Source organism: Variovorax sp. M-6 (assembly GCF_052114385.1).
Lineage (GTDB): Bacteria > Pseudomonadota > Gammaproteobacteria > Burkholderiales > Burkholderiaceae_C > Variovorax.
This window is the reverse complement of the sequence record NZ_JBFREQ010000001.1, coordinates 415,515-438,582: the sequence shown is the minus strand read 5'-3', so window position 1 is coordinate 438,582 and position 23,068 is coordinate 415,515. Positions and strand designations below refer to the sequence as shown.

Below are 23,068 nucleotides of genomic sequence, written 5' to 3'. Positions count from 1 at the left end.
ACGGGGCGCCGCTCACGGCTGCGCTCGCGTTTGAGATTGAATCAATGACCGACGCTTTTGAAGCGCAGGGCGAGTTCGCGCCTGTGCAATCCGATGATTTCGCTGTTTCCGCTGTGACCAACGAATCGCTTTCCGTGGCTTCCGACGCCCCTGAGTTCGAGGCCCTCGACGCCGTCGAGCCTGCCGCCGAGCCGAAGCTGCCCAACGGCTTCATCAAGCTGGGCCTCGCGCCCGAACTGATCGCCGCGGTCGAAGACCTGGGCTTCACCCAGCCGACCACCGTGCAGGAGCAGGTGATCCCGCGCGCCATGACCGCCAGCGGCGGCGCCGACGGTGCCACCCGCTTCGTCGACCTGATGGTGTCGAGCCAGACCGGCAGCGGCAAGACCGCCGCTTTCCTGCTGCCCGTGCTGCACACCCTGCTGCAGCGCCAGGCCGAAGCCGAGGCGGCGAGCAAGGCCGAGTTCCAGCGCCTGGCCGCCGAAGCCGCAGCCCGCGGCGAAGCGCCGCCCAAGAAGGCGAAGCGCAAGGACCCGACCAATTCGCGCCACTTCAAGGCCGCCACGCCCGGCGCCCTGATCCTGTGCCCGACGCGCGAACTCGCGCAGCAGGTGGCGCACGACGCCATCGACCTGGTCAAGCATTGCCGCGGCCTGCGCATCGCCAACGTGGTGGGCGGCATGCCCTACCAGTTGCAGATCGCCAAGCTGCAGAACGCCGACCTCGTGGTCGCCACGCCGGGCCGCCTGCTCGACCTGCAGCGCTCGATGCAGATCAAGCTCGACCAGGTCAAGTTCCTGGTGGTCGACGAAGCCGACCGCATGCTCGACCTCGGCTTCTCGGACGACCTGGCCGAAGTGAACCAGCTGACGATCGAACGCCAGCAGACCATGATGTTCAGCGCCACCTTCGCGCCGCGCATCCAGCAGCTGGCCCAGCGCGTGATGCGCGAGCCGCAGCGCGTCACGATCGACAGCCCGCAGGAAAAGCACGCCAACATCAAGCAGAGCCTGTTCTGGGCCGACAACATGCAGCACAAGCGCAAGCTGCTGGACCACTGGCTGCGCGACACGACCATCAACCAGGCGATCGTGTTCGCCAGCACGCAAGTCGAGTGCGACGGCCTCGCCAACGACCTGCAGCAGGACGGCTTCAGCGCCGTGGCGCTGCACGGCGCCCTGAGCCAGGGCCTGCGCAACCGCCGTCTGATGGCGCTGCGCCAGGGCCAGGTGCAGATCCTGGTGGCGACCGACGTGGCCGCGCGCGGCATCGACGTGCCGACCATCACGCACGTGTTCAATTTCGGCCTGCCGATGAAGGCCGAGGACTACACCCACCGCATCGGCCGTACCGGCCGTGCCGGCCGCGACGGCCTGGCGATCACTTTCGCCGAGCAGCGTGACCGCCGCCGGATCTTCGACATCGAGGGCTACACCCGCCAGCAGTTCAAGTCCGAGGTGATCCCCGGCCTCGAGCCGCAGCAGCGCGCGCCGCAATCGCGTGCGCCGCAGGGCGACTTCCGTGGCCGCGACAGCCGCGACAACCATTCGCGCGACCGCAAGTTCGGTGGCGGCGGTGGCGGCCATCGCGGCGGCAACGCCGGTGGCTACGGTGGTGGCGGCAGCAACTACGCAGGCGCCAGCGGCTTCAACGACCGCAATGCACGTGGCCCGGGCGCCGGTGCGCCGCGCGGCTTCCAGAATGCGGGCAATGCCGGTTTCGGCGGCAGCCGCGACGAAGGCGGTGGTGGCTACGGCCGCAAGCCGGGTTTTGGCGACAGCGCCCCGCGCGGCGGCGGTTTCGGGGGTGGCGGCCGCAATGAGGGCTTCGCGCCGCGCGGCCATGCCGGCGGCGGTGGCGGCAAGGTGTTCGTGCCGCGCGACGCGCAAAAGCCGCGCGGCTTCAAGCCGACGCGCTGAGCCAGAGCGGCCGCGAGGCCGCGTGTCTGTCCGAACGGAGCCCGCACTTGTGCGGGCTTTGTCGTTTCTGGCGCGCCCGGCGCCGGCGCGATGGACGGGATCAGTGGAAACGCGAACATGCCCTGCTTTTAGTTGACACATGAACAGTTGAAAAGTAATGTATTGCAGCCCCATCCACTTCCAACCTCGACTGCAACCCCATGAAAATCGCAATCCTCGGTGGCGGCCACGGCGCCTATGCCGCCGCCGCCGACCTGTCCGAAGCCGGCCATGAAGTGCGTCTCTGGCGTCGCGATGCCGCTGCGCTGGCACCGGTGGTGCAGGCCGGATCGATCACGCTGAAGGACGCGCAAGGCAGCCGCGACGTGAAGATCGCCCTGGCCACGGCCGACATCGGCGCGGCGCTGCGCGATGCCGAACTGATCGTCATTCCGACGCCGGCGATCGCGCAGGAGGACATCGCCCGCGCGATGGCACCGCACCTGGTCGACGGGCAGGTGGTGTTCCTGCCTCCGGGCACCTTCGGCAGCTACGTGATGGCGCGCCGGGTGGCCGAGGCCGGCAGCCGCGCCGACGTCGCCTGGGCCGAGACCGGCACGCTGCCCTACCTGGCGCGCAAGCACGGCGAGCGCGAGGTGAACGTGACGATCCGCGCCATCCGCCTGCCGACCGGCGTCTATCCGGCGCGCAAGGAAGCCCAGGCGATCGAGGTGATCCGCAAGGCCTATCCCGCGGTGCACGGCTGCGGCGATGCCCTCTCCGGTGCGCTGATGAACGCCGGCCCGGTGATCCATCCGCCGCTGATGGTGATGAACGCCGCGCCGCTGCAGCATTTCGAACGCTGGGACATCCACAACGAAGGCACGCAGCGCGCGGTGCGCGACGTGACCGACCGGCTCGACCAGGAGCGCATCGCGGTGCGCGAGGCGCTGGGGCAGGGCGCACCGCACTATCCGCTGGCCGACCACTACAACAACGACCAGTGGATGTACGGCGACGCCCACAAGCAACTGGTGAAGTCGGGCGACTGGCGCGAGAACATCGATCTTCACACGCACCGCTACATCACCGAGGACACCGAGCTCGGGCTGGCCTTCCTGGCCTCGACCGCGCGCTTTGTCGGCGTCGATGCGCCGATCGCGCACGGGCTGCTGGCCATCGTCGGCGGCTTCCTGGGCCGCGATCTGCGCCGTGGACCGCGCACGCTGGAGACGCTGGGTCTCTCGGGCCTGACGCCGGCTCAGCTCAAGCAGAGGCTGCACGATGGGCGCTGAACCGCCTCGTTTCGCGGCCGTCGGCGCGGGCCGGATGGGCCGCGGCATCGCGATCGCCTTCGCCTATGCGGGCCATCGGATCTCGCTGGTCGACCTGCGCCCACGCAGCGACGAGGCCTGGCAGAAGCTGCGCGGCGAGGCGCAGGCCGAGGTCGAAGCCAGTCTCGCGGGGCTGGCCCAGCTTGGCGTGATCGACGCGGCGCAGGTCGCTCCGATCGCGGCGCGGGTCGAGTTCGTGAACGCGGCAGGCGCACCGGCCGCGCTGGCCGCGGCCGAGCTGCTGTTCGAGGGCGTGCCCGAGACGCTGGAGGCCAAGCGCGAGGCCTTCGAGGCGCTCAACCGGCATTGCCGCGACGACGCGATCCTGACCTCGACCACCAGCAGCATCCTCGTGACGCAACTGGCGGCGCTGGTGCGCCGGCCCGAGCGCTTCCTCAACATGCACTGGCTCAATCCGGCCTATGTGATCCCGGTGGTCGAACTGAGCTGCCATCCCGGCACCGACCCGGCCGTGCTGGCGCGCACCAAGGCGCTGATGGAAGCGATCGGCAAGCTGCCGGTGGTCTGCGGCGCCACGCCCGGCTACATCGTGCCGCGGCTGCAGGCGCTGGTGATGAACGAGGCGGCCCGCATGATCGAGGAGGGCGCCGCCACCGCGGAGGAGATCGACAAGGCCACGCGCTACGGCCTGGGCCTGCGCTTCGCGGCGCTCGGCGTGGTCGAGTTCATCGACTTCGGCGGCTGCGACATCCTGCATCACGCGAGCCGCGAGATGTCGGCCTCGATCGACAAGGCGCGATACGCTGCGCCGGCGATCGTGGACCGGATGGTCGAGGAGGGGCGGCTGGGCCTGAAGAGCGGCAGCGGCTTCTACGAGTACGAGGGCCGCGACGTCGGCGCCTATCGCCGCGACGTGCTGTCGCGCACCCTCGGCATGCTCAAGCACGCGGGTCTCTGGCAACCGCCCGCCGCCGAGACGCTGGCATGACCATCCGGCGCGCCTTCGCCGACCTGTCGGTGGGCCAGGTGCACTACGCCGAATGCGGCGACCCGCAGGCGCCGCCCGTGCTGCTGCTGCACCAGTCGCCGCGCAGCTGGGCCGAGTACCGCGAGGTGCTGCCGCTGCTCGGCCAGCGGTACCGCGCGATCGCCATGGACACCGCGGGCTTCGGCGACTCGGCCGCGGGCGACGGGCCGGCCAGCATCGAAGGCTGGGCGCGAGTCGCCGTCGAATTGCTCGACGCGCTGGGCATCGAACGCGCGGACGTCGTGGGCCATCACACGGGCGGCGTGATCGCGGTCGAGATCGCGGCCGCCTTCCCCGGGCGGGTGCGCGGCCTGGTGCTGTCGTCCACGCCTTTCACCGACCAGAACTTCCGGCGCGCGCGCGCCGGGCGGCCACCGATCGACGAAGTCGAGCCCAGCGACGACGGATCCCATCTCGCCGCGCTGTGGCGGCGGCGCCAGGGCTTCTACCCGGCCGGGCGGCCCGAGCTGCTGGAAGCCTTCGTGCGCGACGCGCTCAGCGCCAGCGGCAGCCCTGAGGACGGCCATCGCGCGGTCGCCGCCTACCGGATGGAGGACCGCATCCATCGCGTCGCGCAGCCGACGCTGATCCTGCGCGCCACCGCCGACCCCTTCGCCTCGCCGCATGCGGCCGAGCTGCAGCGCGAGCTCGCGCATGCGCGCACCGTCGACATCGCGGGCGGCATGGTGCCCCTGCCCGACCAATTGCCGGAGGCCTTCGCGGCGGCGCTGCTCGAATTCCTGGAGACGCTGGCATGAAGGCGGTGCGCGTGCATGCCTTCGACGCGCCGCCCGTGGTGGAGGAGGTGCCCGAGCCGCGGCTGCGCCCGGGCCGCACCCTCGTGCGCATGGAAGCCGCCACGGTCGGCCACATCGACCGCACCGTCTGGCGCGGCAGCTTCCTGAAGCATCCGCCCTTTCCATACACGCCGGGCGTCGAAGGCGCGGGCGTCGTGATCGCGAGCGCCAGCCTGGCCCCGGGGCAACGCGTGTGGCTGCGCGGCAGCGGCCTGGGCACGCTGTTCGACGGCACCTGGTGCGAGCAGATCGATGCGCCGGACGAGGCGCTGGGCCTGCTGCCGGACGCGGTGCCCGCGACCCTCGGCTCGGCCTTCTTCTCGCCCTGCACCTCGGCCTGGGTCGCGCTGCACGAGGTCGCCCGCGTGCGCGCCGGCGAGCGCGTGCTGGTGACGGGCGCGACCGGCGCGGTCGGCTCGCTGCTGGTGCAGCTCGCGCTCGATGCCGGTGCCGAAGTCACGGCGGCGGTGCGCAGTGCGGCGCAGGTGCAGGCGATGCCGGCCGCGGCGAAGGTGCTGGTGCTGGGGGACGACGACCCGTCCGCGGCGCTGGCATCCGTGACCGCGGACCTGCTGGTCGACACCGTCGGCGGACCGGTGCTGGCCGCCGCCCTGACGCGCGTCGAGGCCGGTGGCCGCGCGGTGCTGGTCGGCTACACGGCGGGCAACGCGCTGGCCCTGGATCTCGCGCACTTCCTGCAGCGCGACGTGGCGCTGCTGCCGCTCAACATGTTCCGCCGCGAAGCCGCCGGTCGCGCCGCGGCGCCGGAGCTGCTGGCGCGGCTGGCCGATGGGCGCCTGCGCCTGGAGGTGCAGCCTTTCGCACTGGAAGAGGCCGCAGCGGCCATGGACTGGATCGGCCGGCGCGGCCATCGCGGCCGCGCGGTGCTGGTGCCTCGTCGCTGAGGCGCACGCCTCACTCTTCTTCTTCGGCCGTCTCGCCAGGCGCACTCGCGTGCAGCTCGATGATGTGGCGCAGCGTGCTCTTGAGTTCCTCGGCGCGCTGCAGCCCGAAGGGCTCGAGCACGCGCAGCTCGTGCTCGCGCGCCAGTTCCATCAGGTGCTCGACCGCCTGCGTGCCCTGGGGCGTGATGCGCACCAGAGTGACACGCCGATCACTTTCGTGGGGCAGGCGCTCGATCTGGCCCCGGGCTTCCATCCGGTCCAGCAGCCGCGTCACGGTCGGCTGCTTGGTCACCGTGACCTGGGCCAGCTGGCCGATGCTGATCGCCGCGCCGCCGGCCAGCGAAGCCATCACGCGCCATTCGGAGACCGAAAAACCGTGCTGGCGCGCGACCCGATGGAATTCGGACGAGATCAGCTGGCTCGCCTGCGCCAGCAGCGCGGGCAGGTAGTCGTCGACGAAGCGGTGGCTGGGCGCTGCCGCCTTTTCACTGAACGGCCCCGGACCCGTGGCGGGCACGTTGCTTGCTTGTCTAGGGTTATTCATGATTGTGAATACATTCAGTTGTCAACATTATAGAGACCGCGATGTCGAAGTCGACCCGCAAGTCCCACGCATGAAGGAACACCATGGCAGAGCGATCGTTCGTCGAAGAGGTGAAGAAGCTGCGGCTCGCCGGCGGCGAGGTGTTTCGCGGTGAAGGCATTCTGGCAGTCACCAAGGCGTTGCTGGAGTCCGGCGTGTCCTACGTCGCCGGCTACCAGGGCGCGCCGATCTCGCACCTGATGGACGTGCTGGCCGACGCGCAGGACATCCTGACCGAGCACGGCATCCGCTTCGAGAACAGCGCCAGCGAGGCCACCGCCGCGGCGACGTTGGCGGCCTCGGTCAACTACCCGCTGCGCGGCGCCGTGACCTTCAAGGCCACGGTCGGCACCAACGTGGCCTCCGACGCGCTGGCCAACCTGGCCTCGGGCGGGGTGACCGGCGGCGCGCTGATCATCGTCGGCGAGGACTACGGCGAAGGCTCGTCGATCATGCAGGAGCGCAGCCACGCCTTCGCGATGAAGTCGCAGATCTGGATGCTCGACCCGCGGCCCAACCTGCCCTCGATCGTCGAGGCCGTGAAGCAGGGCTTCGAGCTGTCGGAGGCCAGCCACACGCCGGTGATGCTGCAGCTGCGCATCCGCGCCTGCCACGTGCACGGGCACTTCGTCGCCGGCGACAACAAGCGCGCCAAGTTCACGCTGCAGGACGCGCTCGAGAACCCGCAGCGCGACGTCGGCCGCATCGTGCTGCCGCCGGCCAGCTTCGTGCACGAGCAGGAGAAGGTGCGCGACCGCTGGCCCGCCGCCGTGAAGTTCATCGAGGATCGCCAGCTCAACGAATTCTTCTCCGAGGGCGCCGACGACATCGGCATCATCGTGCAGGGCGGCAGCTACAACACGATGGTGCGCGCGCTCGAGCGCCTGGACCTGGCCGACGTCTACGGCAACTCCAAGGTGCCGCTCTACGTCATGAACGTGGCCTACCCGGTGATCGAGAGCGAGGTGCTGCGCTTCTGCGAGGGCAAGCGCGCGGTGCTGATCGTGGAGGAGGGCCAGCCCAACTTCGTCGAGCAGAACCTGGCGACCATCCTGCGCCAGGCCGGCTCGGCCACCGCGCTGCACGGCAAGGACATGCTGCCGGTGGCCGGCGAGTACACGGCGGCCGAGCTGCTCAAGGGCGCGCGCACTTTCGGCGAACGCTACGGCCGGCTGCAGCCGCTGCCTGCGCCGGTGCGCAAGGTGATCCCGCTGACCGAGGTCGCGGCGATCGGTGTCGATGCCGCGCCCGAGCCGTCGCTGCCGCTCGGCGACAGCGTCCACGCGCGGCCGCCGGGCTTCTGCACCGGCTGCCCGGAGCGGCCGATCTTCAGCGCCATGAAGCTGGTCGAGCGCGAGCTCGGCGCGCACCACGTGAGCGCCGACATCGGCTGCCACCTGTTCTCGATCCTGCCGCCCTTCAACATCGGCAACACCACGATGGGCTATGGGCTCGGCGGCGCGGGCGCCTCGGCGCTCAATGCGCCGGCAGGCAAACGGGCGATCTCGGTGATGGGCGACGGCGGCTTCTGGCACAACGGGCTGACCAGCGGCGTCGCCAACGCGGTCTTCAACCGCAGCGACAACCTGACGATCGTGGTCGACAACAACTACACCTCGGCCACCGGCGGCCAGGACATCCTGTCGTCCAACGCCAACAACGCGACCCGCAGCACCGGCCACGAGATCGAGCGCGCGGTGCGCGGCGTTGGCGTGAAGTGGGTGAAGACGCTGCGCCGCACCTACGACGTCGCCGGCATGCGCGACGCGCTGAAGGACGCGCTGACGACGAAGGAAAAAGGCCCGAAGGTGCTGATCGCGCAGTCGGAGTGCATGCTGAACCGCCAGCGGCGCGAGAAGCCGCTGGTGCGCAAGGCGATCGCCGAGGGCAGGCGCTCGGTGCGCGAGAAATTCGGCGTCGATTCCGACACCTGCACCGGCGACCACTCGTGCATCCGGCTCTCGGGCTGCCCGTCGCTGTCGATCAAGCCCAACCCCGATCCGCTGCGCACCGACCCGGTCGCGACCGTGCTCGACAGCTGCGTCGGCTGCGGCGTCTGCGGCGAGGTCTCGCATGCCGCGGTGCTGTGCCCTTCCTTCTACAAGGCGCAGATCGTGAGCAATCCGAGCCGCTGGGACCTGGTGCGCGAGAGTTTCCGCGCGCGGGTCATCGGCTGGTTGCAAAAGAGCGAGGCCAAGCGCCGCGCGACCTATGCCTTCTGAACGGACGACGATGCGTGCACAACCTATAAAAATCGCGATTCTTGCCATGGGCGGCGAGGGCGGCGGCGTGCTGGCCGACTGGATCGTCGACATGGGCGAAGCCAACGGCTACCTGGCGCAGACCACCTCGGTGCCGGGCGTGGCCCAGCGCACCGGCGCCACCATCTACTACGTCGAGCTCTACCCCGAGGCGCAGGCCGAGGCCGATGGCGGCCGGCCGGTGCTGGCGCTGATGCCGCTGCCGGGCGACGTCGACGTGGTACTGGCCTCGGAGCTGATGGAAGCCGGCCGCGCGGTGCAGCGCGGACTCGTCACGCGCGAGCGCACCACGCTGGTCGCCTCGACGCACCGGGTCTATTCGATCGCCGAGAAAAGCGCCTTGGGCGACGGCCGCGTCGACAGCACCGAATTGCTCAAGCATGCCGAGCGCGCCGCCAAGCGCTTCATCCGCTTCGACATGGCCCAGGCCGCGGAGGCCTCGGGCAGCGTGATCAGCGCGGTGCTGTTCGGCGCGCTCGCGGGCGCCGGGGCGCTGCCCTTCAGCCGGGCCCAGTTCGAAGCCACGATCGAGCGCGGTGGCGTCGGCGTCAAGCCCAGTCTCAAGGCCTTCGGTGAGGCTTTTTCGCGTGCCCAGGGGGCGCCGGAGCCGGCCGCCGCAGTGGCCGCTGAGCCCGCGCCGCAGCCGCGCCATCCGGCGGTGCGAGCACTGGTGGAGCGCGTGCAGCGAGACTTCGCCGCGCCGGCGCAGAACTTCCTGCTCGAAGGCGTGCGCCGCCTGATCGACTACCAGGACCTGGACTACGCGGGGCTCTATCTCGACCGCATGGCCGCGGTCGCGCGCCTGCCCGTCGCTGACGACGGCCGGCTGCTGAAGGAAACCGCGCGCTGCCTGGCGCTGTGGATGTCCTACGAGGACACCGCGCGCGTCGCGGCGCTCAAGACGCGCGCGACGCGCTTCGAGCGCGTGCGCGGCGAGGCCCGGGTGCAGGACGGCCAGGTGCTGGCAATCAACGAGTACATGCACCCGCGCCTGCAGGAGATCTGCGAGACGCTGCCGGCCGGCTTCGGTCGCTGGCTGATGAATTCGCGGCTGCCGCGCCGGATGGTCGAGCACTTCACCCAGCACGGCCGCGTGATCCAGACCAGCTCGCTGCGCGGCTACCTGATGCTGCGCACGGTGGCGGCCTGCAAGCGGTGGCGCCGCTCGACCCTGCGCTACGCCGAGGAGAACCGGCGCATCGAGGACTGGCTCGCGCGCATCGCCGAGATCGCGCCGCGCCATCCCGAGCTGGCGCTCGAGGTCGCCCAGTGCCAGCGGCTGGTCAAGGGCTACAGCGACACCCACGAACGCGGGGTGCGCAACTACGACACCGTGATGGCGGCCGTGCAGCGCGCCGGCGCGCGACTCGCGCCGGCCACCCTGCGCGAGCTGCGCGATGCCGCGCTGGCCGACGAACACGGAACCAAACTGCAAGCCGCGCTGGTGCAGCACGCGCTCGCCTGACCACGGAAACCTGCCATGTCCGCCCAGCCCCTGACCCTGCAACTGCGCGTCGCCGAGGCGCGCGAGCTGAATCCGCTGATCAAGACCTTCAGGCTCGGCCCGGTCGACGACGGCGTGCTGCCCGGCTTTGCCGCCGGCGCCCACATCCGCGTGCGCGTCGAACTGCCTGATGGTTCGAACGACTGGCGCCACTACTCGCTGATCAATTTTTCCGTCGACGCGAAGGCCACGGAGGCACCCACCGATTACGTGATCGCAGTGCGCAAGGAGGCCGAAGGCCGGGGCGGCTCGCGCTTCATGCACGAGCGGCTGCGCGAAGGCGATCTGGTCACGATCGAAGCGCCCAAGAACGACTTCCCGCTGCACACCGGCCCGGGCGGCACCGTGCTGCTGGCCGGCGGCATCGGCGTGACGCCGCTCGCCAGCATGGCGACGCGTCGCCGCGCCGAAGGCCTGCCGGTGCGCATGCACTATGCCGGCCGCAGCCCGGAGCTGATGGCCTTCGTGCCCGAGTTGCAGGCGCTGCTCGGCGACGACCTGCGCCTGCATGCCGATGTGGAGCAGGGCGGCCCGTTCGACATCGGCGCGATGCTGGACGGCATCCCCGCCGGCGACCGCCTCTACGTGTGCGGCCCCAAGCTGATGCTCGACGCCGTGCTGGCGCAGACGCAAGCGCGCGGCTGGACCCACGACCGCGTGCACTTCGAACTCTTCACCACACCGGTCGTGGAGGAGGGCGACCACGCCTTCGAGGTCGAGCTGGCCCAGTCCGGTCAGCGCTTCACGGTGCCGGCCGACCAGAGCATCCTCGACTGCCTGATCGAGCACGGCTGCGACCCGATGTTCGACTGCAAGCGCGGCGAATGCGGCGTCTGCGCGACCCCCGTGATGGCGGGCGAGATCGACCACCGCGACTATGTGCTGACCGCGCGCGAAAAGGCGCAAGGCAACGTCATGCAGATCTGCATCTCGCGCGCCAAGGGGCCGCGGCTGGTGCTGGATATTTGAGACTTTGCTCTGTCCTCAACTGATCAATGGAGCCACACACATGACTTCCTACCGAGGCAACCCCGAGGCGGTGCGCGCGCTGGTGCAGCCCGACCGCGTACACCGTGACCTCTACACCAGCGCCGAGCTGTTCGAGCTGGAGCAGGAGCACTTCTTCGCCAACACCTGGAACTACGCGGGCCACGAGAGCCAGATCCCGAAGTCCGGCGACTACCTCCACACCGAGATCGCGGGCCGCCCGCTGATCATCGTGCGCCACACCGACGGTTCGGTGCGCGCGATGATGAACCGCTGCGCACACAAGGGTTCGCGCCTGGTGACCGCGCCCTGCGGCAACACCGGCAAGTTCTTCCGCTGCCCCTACCACGCGTGGACCTTCAAGACCGACGGCTCGCTGCTGTCGATCCCGCTCAAGAACGGCTATGAAGGCACGCAGCTGCATGAATGCGAATCCGCCAAGGGCCTGACGACGATCAAGAACGTACGCAGCTACCGCGGCTTCATCTTCCTCAAGATCAACGACGTCGGTCCCGACTTCGAGGAATTCTTCGGCGACTCGCTGAGCTCGATCGACAACATGGCCGACCGCTCGCCCGAGGGCGAACTCGAGATCGCCGGCGGCTGCCTGCGCTTCGTGCACCAGTGCAACTGGAAGATGTTCGTCGAGAACCTCAACGACACCATGCATCCGATGGTGGCGCACGAATCCTCTGCCGGCACCGCCAAGAACATGTGGGCCGACAAGCCCGCCGACGAGCCGAAGCCGATGGCCATCGAGCAGTTCGTGCCTTTCATGTCCGACTACAAGTTCTTCGAGGACATGGGCGTGCGCACCTACGACAACGGCCACAGCTTCACGGGCGTCAACTTCAGCATCCACAGCAAGTACAAGGCGATTCCGGCGTACGACGATGCGATGAAGGCGAAGTACGGCGAGGAGCGCACCGCCCAGATCCTCGGCATGGCGCGGCACAACACCGTGTACTACCCCAACCTCACGATCAAGGGCGCGATCCAGGCGATCCGCGTGGTGCGGCCGATCGCGGTCGACAAGACGCTGGTCGAGAGCTGGACCTTCCGCCTCAAGGGCGCGCCGCCCGAACTGCTGCAGCGCACGACCATGTACAACCGGCTGATCAATTCGCCGTTCTCGGTGGTCGGCCACGACGACCTGCAGGCCTACCGCGGCATCCAGGCCGGGCTGCACGCGAGCGGCAACGAATGGGTCAGCCTGCATCGCAACTTCGATCCGTCGGAGACCGCGGGCGGCGAGATCACCACGATCGGCACCAGCGAGCTGCCGATGCGCAACCAGTACCGCACCTGGGCGAAATTCATGACGGAGACGATGTGATGCAGGCCGATGTGACCCGCCAGGACCTGATCGACTTCGTGGTGAACGAAGTGCGCCTGCTCGATGCCAAGCGCTACGAGGAATGGAACGCGCTCTTCACCGACGACGCCTTCTACTGGGTGCCGCTGGTGCCCGACCAGGAGGACGGACTCAACCACACCTCGCACCTGTACGAGGACAAGCTGCTGCGCGAGCTGCGCATCGAACGGCTCAAGAGCCCGCGCGCCTTCTCGCAGCAGCCGCCGAGCCGTTGCCACCACCTGCTGCAGACGCCGACGGTCGAGGCATTCGATCTCGAGGGCCAGCGCTTCGTGGTGCGCAGCGAGTTCCACTACACGGAGTCGCAGGGCGACGAACTGCAGTTCTACGTCGGCACCTTCTTCCATCACCTGACGCTGCAGGACGGCGCGCTGCGCATGACGCTCAAGCGCGTCAACCTGCTCAACTGCGACGCCGCGCTGCCTGCGGTGCAGCTGTTCATCTAGGGACGCCATGCTTCACGCCACCGTCCACGACGCCTTCTGTGCGAGCGCCCGGCGCACGCCCGGCGCCGAGTTCCTTTTCACCGAATCGGTCACCGCCGCGGCCTACGGCATTGCGCCGGGGGCGATTCACTGGGGCGAAGCCGCCGCACGGGTGGAGCGCCTGCGCGCTGCCTTCGCGAAAGCCGGCTACGGGCACGGCCACCGGGTCGGCCTGCTGCTCGAAAACCGCCCGGACTTTCTCTTCCACTGGTTTGCGCTCAACGCGCTGGGCGTGAGCGTGGTGCCGATCAACGCCGAAATGCGTTCGGCCGAACTGAGCTACCTGATCGGCCACAGCGAGATCGGCCTGGCGGTGACGCTGCCTCACCGCGCGGCCGACCTGCGTGCCGCCGCCGAAGCCGCCGGCCGGCCCTTCGAGACGATGGCGCCCGATGCGGTCGACGCCGTGCCGCCGTCGAAGACGCCGCCGCCGCGTGTCGCCGAACCGATCGGCCTCGCGACCGAATGCGCGCTGCTCTACACCTCCGGCACCACGGGCCGCCCCAAGGGCTGCATGCTCGGCAACGAGTACTTCCTGCGCGCCGGCCAGTGGTACGCGGAGCTCGGCGACCTCTGCCCGGTGCGGCCCGATACCGAACGCATCATCACGCCGCTGCCGCTCAACCACGTGAACGCGATGGCGTTCTCGACCATGGTGGTGCTGGTCGCGGGCGGCTGCCTGGTGCAGCTCGACCGTTTTCATCCCAAAAGCTGGCTTCAGAGCGCGCGCGAGAGCCGCGCCACCATCGCGCACTACCTCGGCGTGATGCCGGCGATGCTGCTGTCGGCGCCCGCATCGGCCTCGGACCGCGAGCACGCCATCCGCTGGGGCTTTGGCGCCGGCGTGGATCGCAAGAACCACGCGCCGTTCGAGGCCCGCTTCGGCTTTCCGCTGGTCGAGGCCTGGGCCATGACCGAGACCGGCGCCGCCGCCTGCGTGATGGCCAACCACGAACCGCGGCACGTCGGCACCAGCTGCTTCGGCCGCCGCGAGGACTTCGTCGAGATCCGCCTGGTGGACGACGAAGGCCACGATGTCGCCGACGGCACGCCGGGCGAACTGCTGGTGCGGGCCAGCGGTGCCGATCCGAAGCGCTATTTCTTCTCGGGCTACCTGAAGGACGAGGACGCCACGCGCGAGGCCTGGGCCGACGGCTGGTTCCATACCGGCGACATGGTGCGCCGCGATGCCGAGGGCAACTTCTACTTCGTCGACCGCAAGAAGAACGTGATCCGGCGCAGCGGCGAGAACATCTCGGCGGTGGAGGTCGAGAGCGTGCTGAACCAGCATCCGGCCGTGAAGACTTCCGCCGTGGCCGCCACGCCCGATGCGGTGCGCGGCGACGAGGTGCTGGCCTGCATCGTCATGCGCGAGGACGCCGATGCGTCCGAGCCGGAGCAACTGGCGGCCAGCATCGTCGCGCATGCGCTGGCGCAGCTGGCCTACTACAAGGCGCCGGGCTACGTGGCCTTCGTCGATGCGCTGCCGCTCACCGCCTCGCAGAAGATCCAGCGCGGGCAGCTGCGCGAGATGGCGCATGCGCTGCCGGGGCAAAGCCATTGCATCGACACGCGCGCGATGAAGAAGAGGCAATCATGAAACGACGGATGTCCTATGACGGCGTGGCGGTCGCCGTGCCGGTCACCGTGCCCTACCAGCGCTATTCGACGCTCGGCGCGCACTGGTTCCTCGGCCAGGCAATGGAAGCACTGGTGAAGGCCAGCGGCCTCAAGAAGGAACAGATCGACGGGCTTTGCGTCAGCAGCTTCTCGCTGGCACCCGACACCGCCGTCGGCGTGACGCAGCACCTGGGCCTGTCGCCGCGCTGGCTCGACCACGTGCCGACCGGCGGCGCCTCGGGCGTGATGTGCCTGCGGCGCGCGGCGCGCGCGGTGCAGGCCGGCGATGCCGATGTCGTGGCCTGCGTCGCGGCCGACACCAACCATGTGGATTCGTTTCGCCAGACGCTGGGCGCCTTCAGCAACTTCGCGCGCGACGCCACCTATCCCTACGGCTCGGGCGGGCCGAACTCGATCTTCGCCTTCATCACCGCCCACTACATGGGCACCTTCGGCGCCACGCGCGAGGACTTCGGCCGCATCTGCGTCGACCAGCGCAGCAACGCCCTGAAGAACCCGAACGCGATGTTCAAGAAGCCGCTGAGCCTGGACGAGTACATCGCCGCAAGGCCGATCTCGGACCCCATTCATCTGTTCGACTGCGTGATGCCCTGCGCGGGTGCCGAGGCCTTCCTGGTGATGAGCGAGGAGCGCGCGCGCGATCTCGGCCTGCCGCATGCGGTGATCCGCGGCGCGATCGAGCGCCACAACGCCTACTCGGAAGACCCTGTGATGGTGCGCGGCGGTTGGCGGGTCGATCGCGACGACCTTTATGCGCAAGCCGGCGCGGGGCCTGCCGACATCGACTTCGTCCAGACCTACGACGACTACCCGGTGATCGTGATGATGCAGTTCGAGGACCTCGGCTTCTGCGAGAAGGGCGAGGGCTCGGCCTTCGTGCGCTCGCACACCATGACGAACGACGGCAGCTTTCCCAACAACACCAGCGGCGGCCAGCTCTCGGCCGGGCAGGCCGGTGCGGCGGGCGGCTTCCTCGGCATGACCGAGACGATCCGCCAGCTGACCGACAGCGCCGGACCGCGCACCGTGCCCGACGCCCGGCTGGGCCTGGTCGCGGGCTTCGGCATGGTGACCTACGACCGCTGCCTGTGCACGGGCGCCGTCATTCTTGGAAGGCCAGCATGACCATGCCCCTGATGCGCCCCAAGCGCAAGAACCCGGTGCTGCGCACCCGGCAGATGAACCTGCCGCCCTGGGCGCGCGGCCGCGTGGCGCTCGGCATCACCGCGGCCGCTGCCGAGGGTCGCTTCGAACTGCAGACCTGCGAGGACTGCGGCGCGGTGCAGTACCCGCCGCGCGAGGCCTGCCACAAGTGCCTGTCGCCGCACCTGCACTGGCGAGAGCAAGGCGGCGAGGGCGAGCTGCTCAGCAGCACCACGCTGCACCACAGCAACGACCTGTTCTTCCGCGAGCGGCTGCCCTGGCGGCTGGGCCTGGTGCATCTCGATGCCGGCCCGACGCTGATGGTCCACCTGCATGGCGAGGTCGGCGAGGCACCTGCGCGGGTGCGCGTGGGCGCCCGGCTCGACCGCGCGGGGCAGGCGGTATTGATTGGATTTCCGAACGAAGGGAGCGCCCACATGGCCGACGACAAGATGCTGAGAGAAATGACCAGCGATCCGAAGTTCCGCAAGGTGCTGGTCACCGACGGCAAGACCGAGGTCGGCCAGGCGATCGTGCGTGCGCTGGTCAAGGCCGGCGCCGACATCGTCTGGGTCGGCCATGCGGAGCCCTGGAAGAAGATGGGCGATGGACTCGACGACATCTCGGCGCTGCCGCAGGTCACGCTGGTGCCGCTGGACCTGACCAACGGCCGCTCGGTGACCGAGCTGGCGGGCGAGATCGGCGGCAAGGTCGACATCGTGATCAACAACGCCGAGGTGCATCGCAGCTTCGGCATCGGCGCGCGGCGCGGCACCGATGTCGCGAAGGCCGAGATGGACATCAACTATTTCGGCCTGCTGCGGCTGGCGCAGGAGTTCGGCCCGGCGCTCAAGGGCCGCTCCGCCGACGGCGTGACCGGCGCCACCGCCTGGGTCAACCTGCTGTCGGTCTACGCCCTCAGCAACTTTCCGCCGCACGGCACCTTCAGCGCCTCGAAGGCCGCGGCCCATTCGCTCGCGCAGTGCCTGCGCGCCGAGATGCGGCCGGCCGGCATCCGCGTGATCAATGTGTTCCCGGGCCCGATCGACGACGAATGGAACCAGCACATGCCGCCGCCCAAGCTCGGCGCCGGTGCGCTGGCCAATGCGATCGTCAAGGCGCTGCGCGACGGCGTCGAGGACGTGTACCCCGGCGACGTGGCGCAGGAGTGGCTCGAGCGCTGGCGCGACAACCCCAAGATCCTGGAACGCGAGTTGGCGGCAGGCGGCTGAGCAAATGACCCACCCCCGAATCTCGCTCACTTCGTGTAGCGAGCTCCCCCTCCAGGGGGCAATACCAGCGGCCCGGCAAAGCCGGTTCCGCGGTATTCCTGGAATGAAACCGAACGCAGGAGCGATTCAATGACGACCACGACCGAACTGATGTCCGCCGCCGAGATCCTCGGCGGCCTGGTGAGCGCGATGGCCAGCGGCCGCATCCGCGTGGTCGACCTCACGCAGACGCTCACGCCCGAGTTCCCGCAGATCGCGCTGCCGCCCGAGATGGGCCAGTGCTGGCCCTTCCGCATCGAGGAGGTGTCGAAGTACGACGAGCGCGGGCCGGGCTGGTACTGGAACAACTTCTCCTGCGGCGAGCACACGGGCACGCACTTCGATGCGCCGATCCACTGGATCTCGGGGCGCGACCTGCCGAACAATTCGGTCGACACGATTCCGGTGCAGCACTTCGTGGCGCCGGCCTGCGTGATCGACTGCTCCGAACAGGTCAAGGCCGACGACGACTACCTGCTGAGCATCGCGGACATCGAACGCTACGAGAGCCGCCATGGCCGCATCCCGAAGGGCGCCTGGGCGCTGATGCGCACCGACTGGTCGAAGCGCCAGGACCCAGAGGCCTACCAGAACTTCGACGAGACCGGCCAACACACGCCGGGCCCGAGCACCGAGGCGGTGCGCTTCCTGGTCGAGGAGCGCGACGTGATCGGCTTCGGCTCCGAGGCCATCGGCACCGATGCCGGCCAGGGCTACCACCTGCGCCCGCCGTATCCGTGCCACTACTACATGCACGGGGCCGGGCGCTACGGCCTGCAGTGCCTCAGCAACCTCGACCTGCTGCCGCCCGCGGGCGCGGTGCTGATCTGCCCGCCGCTGAAGATCGAGAAGGGCAGCGGCAGTCCGCTGCGCGTGCTCGCGTTGATCGGAGCCTCGGCATGACGGCCCGGGTCGCGGGGGGCACCGGCGAGTCCAAGGTTGCCGCCGTCACCGGCGGCAGTGCCGGCATCGGCCGCGCCATCTGCGAAGACCTGCTGGCGCAAGGCTACGAAGTGGTGTCGCTGGCGCGGCGAGCGGCGGACATCGACCATCCGAAGCTGCACAGCATCGAGGTCGATCTCGCCGATCGCGCGGCCACCGCGCAGGCCGCGGCCGAACTGGTGCGGCGCTTCGAGGTGACCACCGTGGTGCACAACGCCGGCGTGATCCGGCCGGCGCTGATCGCCGACGTGAAGCTCGACGACCTCGACGCGCTGGTCGACCTGCACCTGGGCTGCGCCATCCAGCTGGTGCAGGCCGCGCTGCCGGCGATGCGCGCGCAGCGCTTCGGCCGCGTGGTGCTGTTGTCCTCGCGCGCGGCGCTGGGTCTCGCCACGCGCACCAGCTACTCGGCCACCAAGGCCGGCATGCTGGGCATGGCGCGCACCTGGGCGCTCGAGCTCGCGCCCGAGGGCATCACGGTGAACGTGGTCGCGCCGGGCCCGATCCGCACCGACATGTTCTACGACGTCGTCGAAGCCGGCAGCGACAAGGAGCGTGCGCTCGCGGCCTCGGTGCCGGTCAGGCGACTTGGCGAATCGGCCGACGTGGCACGGGCCGTGCGTTTCTTCGCCGACCCCGCGAACGGGTTCGTCACGGGGCAGGTGCTGTACGTGTGCGGTGGCACCAGTGTCGGCAGTCTGGCCCTTTGACACCCAACGCCGGCAACTCATCGTTCCCACCCTTGTCAGCGCGCCACAGCTTCACTAGCATTCTTGACACTTAAACATTTCATAAATCATGTTCTTGTTTGACGTCTTCGGTTCTTCTTCGTTTGGCTCCAACCTCAGGAGGTTTGCATGAAAGTCTCGACCCGAATCTGCGCACTGGCGGGCCTTGTGGCCGCCGGCGCCCTGACCGCCGCCAGCGCGCTGGCGGCCGACCTCAAGGTGGGTTTCATCACCTCGCTGTCGGGGCCCGTGTCCTCGCTCGGCATCCCGTATGAGAAGGGCATGAAGGCCGCGCTGGCCTACAAGTCGGAGCTCAACGGCCGCAAGATCCAGCTGGTGCAGCTCGACGACGCCTCGGACCCGACGACCGCCGCACGCAACGCGCGCAAGATGATCGACGAGGACAAGGTCGACGTGATCATCGGCACCGCGGGTTCGCCCGGCGCGCTGGCGATTGCCGCGGTCGCGCGTGAGACCAAGACGCCGCTGATCTCGATCGCCAACGCCAACCTGCCGGGCGACGACGGCGCCTGGATGGTCACATTGCCGCAGCCGGCGCCGCTGATGGTCAGCGCGGTGGTCGAGCGCATGAAGAAGTCGGGCGTGAAGACGGTCGGCTATATCGGCTTCTCCGACGCCTGGGGCGACCTGGTCTACGACGCGCTCAAGAAGAGCGCAGAGCCGGCCGGCATCCAGGTGGTGTCGAACGAGCGCTATGCGCGCGCCGATTCCTCGGTCACGGGCCAGGTGCTGAAGATCGTCGCGCTGAAGCCCGACGCGGTGATCACCGGCACTTCGGGCACGCCCGGTGCCTTGCCCTACCTGGCGCTGGCCGAGCGCGGCTACAAGGGCCAGATCTACGGCATGCACGCGCTGATCAACCCCGACTTCGTGCGCGTGGGCGGCCCGTCGGTCGAAGGCCTGCTGGCGCCGACCGGCCCGGTGATCGTGGCCGAGCAGCTCCCCGACTCGAACCCGATCCGCAAGGTCTCGATGGACTTCCGCGCGGCCTACCAGAAGGCCAACGGCGCGCCGCCGACCGACGCCTTCTCGGCCTACACCTTCGACGCCTGGCTGCTGTTCCTCGACGCCGCCGCGCGCGCCAAGGGCGAGCCCGGCACGCCGGCCTACCGCGTGGCGCTGCGCGACGCGATCGTCAGCACCAAGGAGCTGGCCGGCACGCACAGCGTCTACAACTTCAAGCCCGATGAACGCTACGGCTCGGACGAGCGCTCGCGCGTGATCGTCAAACTCGAAAAGGGCCAGTGGAAACTGGTGCCGTGAAAATGAAAAAACTCGCACGCATCGCCGCCGGCACCACGCTCCTCGCACTGGGCATCGCCCAGGCCTGGTCCGCCGACCTCAAGGTCGGCTTCATCAGCTCGCTCTCGGGCCCCGTGTCGGCACTGGGCATTCCCTACGAGAAGGGCATTCGCGCCGCGATCGCCGAGCACCCCGTGCTCGCGGGCCACAAGGTCGAGCTGATCGTGCTCGACGACGCTTCCGACCCGACCACCGCCGGGCGCAACGCGCGCAAGCTGGTGGTCGAGGACAAGGTCGACGTACTGATCGGCACCTCGGGCGTGCCAGGCGCGATGGCGATCGCCGCGGTCGCCCGTGAGCTCAACACGCCGTTGATCTCGCCCACGCCGGTCACGATCCCGGGCCCTGAAGGCGCCTGGACCGTGACCGTGTCGCAGCCTTTCCCGCTGATGGTCGCGGCGGTGGTCGAGCGCATGAAGAAGTCGGGCGTCAAGACGGTGGCCTTCATCGGCTTCTCGGACGCGCTGGGCGACCTCGCCTACGACTCGCTCGTGAAGAGCGGCGAAGCCGCCGGCATCAAGGTGGTCGCCAACGAGCGCTATGCACGCAGCGACTCATCCGTGGCGGGCCAGGTGCTCAAGATCATCTCGGCGCGGCCCGACGCGGTGTTCGCAGGCAACTCCGGCACGCCGGGCGCGCTGCCCTACCTCGCGCTGGCCGAGCGCGGCTACAAGGGCCAGATCTACGGCACCCACGGCCTGATCAACGCCGACTTCGTGCGCGTGGGCGGCGCGTCCATCGAGGGCCTGCAGGTGCCCAGCGGGCCGGTGCTGGTGGCCGACCAGCTGCCCGACGGCAATCCGATCAAGAAGGTCTCGATGGCCTTCCGAAGCGCCTACCAGAAGGCCAACGGCGCGCCGCCGAACGACGCCTTCTCCTCCTACACCTACGACGCCTACCTGCTGCTGGCCGACGCCGTCGCGCGCGCCAAGGGCGAGCCCGGCACGCCGGCCTACCGCACCGCGCTGCGCGACGCGATCGTGAGCACCAAGGAGTTGACCGGCACCCACGGCATCTACAACTTCAAGCCCGACAACCGCTATGGCTCCGACCAGCGCGCGGTGGTGATCGTTCGCAGCGAGAAAGGCCAGTGGAAGCTGGTTCCGTAGATGGCCACCTACCGCGACCGGCCCGAAGCGATCCGCGCGCTCGTCCAGGACGATCGCGTGCACCGCGACCTGTACCTGAGCGAGGAGCTGTTCGCGCTCGAGCAGGAGCGGTTCTTCGCCAACACCTGGCTCTACGTGGGGCACGCGAGCCAGGTGCCGAACGCCGGCGACTTCTGGTCGCTGGACCTGGCCGGCCGGCCGGTGATGATGGTGCGCCAGCCCGATGGGGCCGTGCGCGTGTTCTACAACCGCTGCGCCCACAAGGGCAGCCGGCTGGTCACGGACGAGTGCGGCAACACGGGCAAGTTCTTCCGCTGCCCGTACCACGCCTGGACCTACAAGCTCGACGGCGCGCCGCTGGCGATCCCGCTCAAGAGCGGCTATGAAGGCACGCGCCTGAAGGAATGCGAGTCGGGGCAGGGGCTCACGGCGCTGAAGCACGTGGCCGTGTACCGCGACTTCGTCTTCGCGCGGCTGGCCGACCAAGGCCCGGCCTTCGAGGACTATTTCGGCGAGGTGCTGCAGGCCATCGACAACATGGTCGACCGCTCGCCCGAGGGCCGGCTCACGGTCGGTGGCGGCGTGCTGCGCAACATCATCCACTGCAACTGGAAGATGTACCTCGAGAACATCAACGACACGGTGCATCCGATGTCGACCCACGAATCGGCCACGCAGGCGGCCGATGCGCTGTGGCAGGGCCGGGCGCCCGACGCGCCCAAGCCGATGGCGATGGAGCAGATCCTGCCCTTCGGCTCGGGCTACGACTTCTTCGACCGGATGGGCGGCCGCGTGTTCGCCAACGGCCACAGCGTGCTGGGCGTCAACTTCAGCATCCATTCGAACTACGCGCAGTTGCCGGACTACGAGCAGGCGATGCGCGATGCACACGGCGCCGACCGCGCGCTCGAGATCCTGCAGCGCTCGCCGCAGAACTCGGTGTTCTTCCCCAGCCTCTCGGTCAAGGGCTCGCCGCAGGCGATCCGCGTGATCCGGCCGCTGGCCGCCGACCGCACGCTGATCGAGGCCTGGAGCTTCCGTGCCGCCGGCGCGCCCGACCTGCTGTTCGAGCGCGCGATGAGCTACAACCGCCTGGTCTTCTCGCCGATGTCGGTGGTGGCGCATGACGACGTGCACCTGTTCGAGAGCATGCAGCAGGGCCTGCGCGCCGAGGGCAACGAGTGGGTGAGCCTGCATCGCAACTTCGATCCCTCGGAACTGGCGCAGTCGACGATCACCACCAACGGGACCAACGAACTGCTGATGCGCAACCAGTTTCGCGCCTGGGCGAAGTTCATGACGGCCGGCACGGAGACGGCGGCGTGATGGCCCCGGAGAACTTCGTCGCCGCCGAGGCCGCGCTGCTCGACGCCGGCCGCTTCGACGACTGGCTGGCGCTGTTCGCCGAGGACGGCCACTACTGGGTGCCGCTGCTGGGCGCGGCGCAGGCCGACCCCTTCTCGCACAACTCGATCGCCTACGAGGACCGGCTGCTGCTGCAGCTGCGCATCGAGCGCCTCAAGAACCCGCGCGCGCATTCGCAGCACCCGGCCAGCCATTGCCAGCACGTGCTTCAGCGATCGCGCATCGAACAAGAGGACGAGGTCGCCGGCGAGGTATCGCTCAGCACGCCCTTCATCTATGTCGAGTCACGCGGCGAGCAGCAGCAACTGCTGGCCGGCACCTGTCGCCATCTGCTCCTGCGCACGCCCTCCGGCTGGGCGATCCGGCAGAAGCGCGTCGACCTTCTCAATGCCGGGCGTGCGCTGCCGGCGATCCAGTTGTTCATCTGAG

20 protein-coding genes are annotated in these 23,068 nt (G+C 69.2%); 19 read left to right on the top strand and 1 reads right to left on the bottom strand.

Annotated features, from left to right (window positions below; translation table 11 throughout):
- The first annotated feature begins 44 nt into the window (after positions 1-44).
- From AB4Z46_RS02110 to AB4Z46_RS02090, 5 genes are all read left to right on the top strand, one after another.
- Positions 45-1,919 carry a DEAD/DEAH box helicase gene (locus AB4Z46_RS02110; RefSeq protein WP_442281816.1) on the top strand — a complete coding sequence of 625 codons (1,875 nt, stop codon included), beginning with the start codon at positions 45-47 and terminating at the stop codon, positions 1,917-1,919.
- A gap of 200 nt (positions 1,920-2,119) precedes the next feature.
- A complete protein-coding gene (locus AB4Z46_RS02105) occupies positions 2,120-3,193 on the top strand; it encodes an NAD/NADP octopine/nopaline dehydrogenase family protein (RefSeq protein ID WP_442281815.1) in 1,074 nt (357 codons plus the stop codon).
- A complete protein-coding gene (locus AB4Z46_RS02100; RefSeq protein ID WP_442281814.1) occupies positions 3,183-4,181 on the top strand; it encodes a 3-hydroxybutyryl-CoA dehydrogenase in 999 nt (332 codons plus the stop codon). The genes AB4Z46_RS02105 and AB4Z46_RS02100 overlap by 11 nt, the downstream gene beginning before the upstream one ends.
- Entirely contained in the window at positions 4,178-4,978 is an 801-nt protein-coding gene (locus tag AB4Z46_RS02095) for an alpha/beta fold hydrolase (protein ID WP_442281813.1), read from the top strand. The genes AB4Z46_RS02100 and AB4Z46_RS02095 overlap by 4 nt, the downstream gene beginning before the upstream one ends.
- Entirely contained in the window at positions 4,975-5,922 is a 948-nt protein-coding gene (locus tag AB4Z46_RS02090) for a quinone oxidoreductase family protein (RefSeq protein ID WP_442281812.1), read from the top strand. Before AB4Z46_RS02095 ends, AB4Z46_RS02090 begins: the two co-directional genes overlap by 4 nt.
- A gap of 10 nt (positions 5,923-5,932) precedes the next feature.
- Here AB4Z46_RS02090 and AB4Z46_RS02085 read toward each other — a convergent pair whose 3' ends face one another.
- Positions 5,933-6,466, bottom strand: a complete 534-nt coding sequence (locus AB4Z46_RS02085; protein ID WP_442281811.1) for a MarR family winged helix-turn-helix transcriptional regulator — start codon at positions 6,464-6,466, stop codon at positions 5,933-5,935.
- Positions 6,467-6,549: 83 nt separating this feature from the next.
- On the opposite strand from AB4Z46_RS02085, the gene AB4Z46_RS02080 reads away from it, so the two are divergent.
- The 14 genes from AB4Z46_RS02080 (at position 6,550) to AB4Z46_RS02015 (ending at position 23,067) form a co-directional block, all read left to right on the top strand.
- Positions 6,550-8,727 (top strand): thiamine pyrophosphate-dependent enzyme, encoded by a 2,178-nt coding sequence (locus tag AB4Z46_RS02080; protein ID WP_442281810.1) that lies wholly within the window; start codon positions 6,550-6,552, stop codon positions 8,725-8,727.
- A 10-nt stretch (positions 8,728-8,737) separates the two neighbouring features.
- Entirely contained in the window at positions 8,738-10,231 is a 1,494-nt protein-coding gene (locus AB4Z46_RS02075) for an indolepyruvate oxidoreductase subunit beta family protein (protein WP_442281809.1), read from the top strand.
- Positions 10,232-10,246: 15 nt separating this feature from the next.
- The gene (locus AB4Z46_RS02070) at positions 10,247-11,239 is read left to right on the top strand and encodes a PDR/VanB family oxidoreductase (protein WP_442281808.1); all 993 of its coding nucleotides are present in this window, start codon (positions 10,247-10,249) and stop codon (positions 11,237-11,239) included.
- Positions 11,240-11,279: 40 nt separating this feature from the next.
- Positions 11,280-12,593 (top strand): aromatic ring-hydroxylating dioxygenase subunit alpha, encoded by a 1,314-nt coding sequence (locus AB4Z46_RS02065; RefSeq protein WP_442281807.1) that lies wholly within the window; start codon positions 11,280-11,282, stop codon positions 12,591-12,593.
- Entirely contained in the window at positions 12,593-13,078 is a 486-nt protein-coding gene (locus AB4Z46_RS02060) for an aromatic-ring-hydroxylating dioxygenase subunit beta (RefSeq protein ID WP_442281806.1), read from the top strand. The genes AB4Z46_RS02065 and AB4Z46_RS02060 overlap by 1 nt, the downstream gene beginning before the upstream one ends.
- Positions 13,079-13,085: 7 nt before the next feature.
- Positions 13,086-14,717 carry an AMP-binding protein gene (locus AB4Z46_RS02055; protein ID WP_442281805.1) on the top strand — a complete coding sequence of 544 codons (1,632 nt, stop codon included), beginning with the start codon at positions 13,086-13,088 and terminating at the stop codon, positions 14,715-14,717.
- Positions 14,714-15,883 carry a thiolase family protein gene (locus AB4Z46_RS02050; protein WP_442281804.1) on the top strand — a complete coding sequence of 390 codons (1,170 nt, stop codon included), beginning with the start codon at positions 14,714-14,716 and terminating at the stop codon, positions 15,881-15,883. Before AB4Z46_RS02055 ends, AB4Z46_RS02050 begins: the two co-directional genes overlap by 4 nt.
- Positions 15,880-17,133 (top strand): SDR family NAD(P)-dependent oxidoreductase, encoded by a 1,254-nt coding sequence (locus tag AB4Z46_RS02045; protein WP_442281803.1) that lies wholly within the window; start codon positions 15,880-15,882, stop codon positions 17,131-17,133. The genes AB4Z46_RS02050 and AB4Z46_RS02045 overlap by 4 nt, the downstream gene beginning before the upstream one ends.
- A 129-nt stretch (positions 17,134-17,262) precedes the next feature.
- A complete protein-coding gene (locus AB4Z46_RS02040) occupies positions 17,263-18,075 on the top strand; it encodes a cyclase family protein (RefSeq protein WP_442281802.1) in 813 nt (270 codons plus the stop codon).
- Positions 18,072-18,824: an SDR family oxidoreductase gene (locus AB4Z46_RS02035; protein WP_442281801.1), complete on the top strand. Its 753-nt coding sequence runs from the start codon at positions 18,072-18,074 to the stop codon at positions 18,822-18,824. Before AB4Z46_RS02040 ends, AB4Z46_RS02035 begins: the two co-directional genes overlap by 4 nt.
- 147 nt (positions 18,825-18,971) lie before the next feature.
- Positions 18,972-20,126: an ABC transporter substrate-binding protein gene (locus AB4Z46_RS02030; RefSeq protein WP_442281800.1), complete on the top strand. Its 1,155-nt coding sequence runs from the start codon at positions 18,972-18,974 to the stop codon at positions 20,124-20,126.
- A gap of 2 nt (positions 20,127-20,128) precedes the next feature.
- Positions 20,129-21,274: an ABC transporter substrate-binding protein gene (locus AB4Z46_RS02025; RefSeq protein WP_442281799.1), complete on the top strand. Its 1,146-nt coding sequence runs from the start codon at positions 20,129-20,131 to the stop codon at positions 21,272-21,274.
- Complete coding sequence (locus AB4Z46_RS02020) at positions 21,275-22,600, top strand: aromatic ring-hydroxylating dioxygenase subunit alpha (RefSeq protein ID WP_442281798.1); 1,326 nt, start codon at positions 21,275-21,277, stop codon at positions 22,598-22,600.
- Positions 22,600-23,067 carry an aromatic-ring-hydroxylating dioxygenase subunit beta gene (locus AB4Z46_RS02015; RefSeq protein ID WP_442281797.1) on the top strand — a complete coding sequence of 156 codons (468 nt, stop codon included), beginning with the start codon at positions 22,600-22,602 and terminating at the stop codon, positions 23,065-23,067. Before AB4Z46_RS02020 ends, AB4Z46_RS02015 begins: the two co-directional genes overlap by 1 nt.
- The last annotated feature ends 1 nt before the right edge of the window (position 23,068 follow it).

What these genes read in the sequence shown, in the direction of transcription:
- AB4Z46_RS02110 (WP_442281816.1), top strand. Translation starts at nt 45, where the DNA reads ATGACCGACGCTTTTGAAGCGCAGGGCGAGTTCGCGCCTGTGCAATCC.
- AB4Z46_RS02105 (WP_442281815.1), top strand. Translation starts at nt 2,120, where the DNA reads ATGAAAATCGCAATCCTCGGTGGCGGCCACGGCGCCTATGCCGCCGCC.
- AB4Z46_RS02100 (WP_442281814.1), top strand. Translation starts at nt 3,183, where the DNA reads ATGGGCGCTGAACCGCCTCGTTTCGCGGCCGTCGGCGCGGGCCGGATG.
- AB4Z46_RS02095 (WP_442281813.1), top strand. Translation starts at nt 4,178, where the DNA reads ATGACCATCCGGCGCGCCTTCGCCGACCTGTCGGTGGGCCAGGTGCAC.
- AB4Z46_RS02090 (WP_442281812.1), top strand. Translation starts at nt 4,975, where the DNA reads ATGAAGGCGGTGCGCGTGCATGCCTTCGACGCGCCGCCCGTGGTGGAG.
- AB4Z46_RS02085 (WP_442281811.1), bottom strand. Translation starts at nt 6,466, where the DNA reads ATGAATAACCCTAGACAAGCAAGCAACGTGCCCGCCACGGGTCCGGGG.
- AB4Z46_RS02080 (WP_442281810.1), top strand. Translation starts at nt 6,550, where the DNA reads ATGGCAGAGCGATCGTTCGTCGAAGAGGTGAAGAAGCTGCGGCTCGCC.
- AB4Z46_RS02075 (WP_442281809.1), top strand. Translation starts at nt 8,738, where the DNA reads ATGCGTGCACAACCTATAAAAATCGCGATTCTTGCCATGGGCGGCGAG.
- AB4Z46_RS02070 (WP_442281808.1), top strand. Translation starts at nt 10,247, where the DNA reads ATGTCCGCCCAGCCCCTGACCCTGCAACTGCGCGTCGCCGAGGCGCGC.
- AB4Z46_RS02065 (WP_442281807.1), top strand. Translation starts at nt 11,280, where the DNA reads ATGACTTCCTACCGAGGCAACCCCGAGGCGGTGCGCGCGCTGGTGCAG.
- AB4Z46_RS02060 (WP_442281806.1), top strand. Translation starts at nt 12,593, where the DNA reads ATGCAGGCCGATGTGACCCGCCAGGACCTGATCGACTTCGTGGTGAAC.
- AB4Z46_RS02055 (WP_442281805.1), top strand. Translation starts at nt 13,086, where the DNA reads ATGCTTCACGCCACCGTCCACGACGCCTTCTGTGCGAGCGCCCGGCGC.
- AB4Z46_RS02050 (WP_442281804.1), top strand. Translation starts at nt 14,714, where the DNA reads ATGAAACGACGGATGTCCTATGACGGCGTGGCGGTCGCCGTGCCGGTC.
- AB4Z46_RS02045 (WP_442281803.1), top strand. Translation starts at nt 15,880, where the DNA reads ATGACCATGCCCCTGATGCGCCCCAAGCGCAAGAACCCGGTGCTGCGC.
- AB4Z46_RS02040 (WP_442281802.1), top strand. Translation starts at nt 17,263, where the DNA reads ATGACGACCACGACCGAACTGATGTCCGCCGCCGAGATCCTCGGCGGC.
- AB4Z46_RS02035 (WP_442281801.1), top strand. Translation starts at nt 18,072, where the DNA reads ATGACGGCCCGGGTCGCGGGGGGCACCGGCGAGTCCAAGGTTGCCGCC.
- AB4Z46_RS02030 (WP_442281800.1), top strand. Translation starts at nt 18,972, where the DNA reads ATGAAAGTCTCGACCCGAATCTGCGCACTGGCGGGCCTTGTGGCCGCC.
- AB4Z46_RS02025 (WP_442281799.1), top strand. Translation starts at nt 20,129, where the DNA reads ATGAAAAAACTCGCACGCATCGCCGCCGGCACCACGCTCCTCGCACTG.
- AB4Z46_RS02020 (WP_442281798.1), top strand. Translation starts at nt 21,275, where the DNA reads ATGGCCACCTACCGCGACCGGCCCGAAGCGATCCGCGCGCTCGTCCAG.
- AB4Z46_RS02015 (WP_442281797.1), top strand. Translation starts at nt 22,600, where the DNA reads ATGGCCCCGGAGAACTTCGTCGCCGCCGAGGCCGCGCTGCTCGACGCC.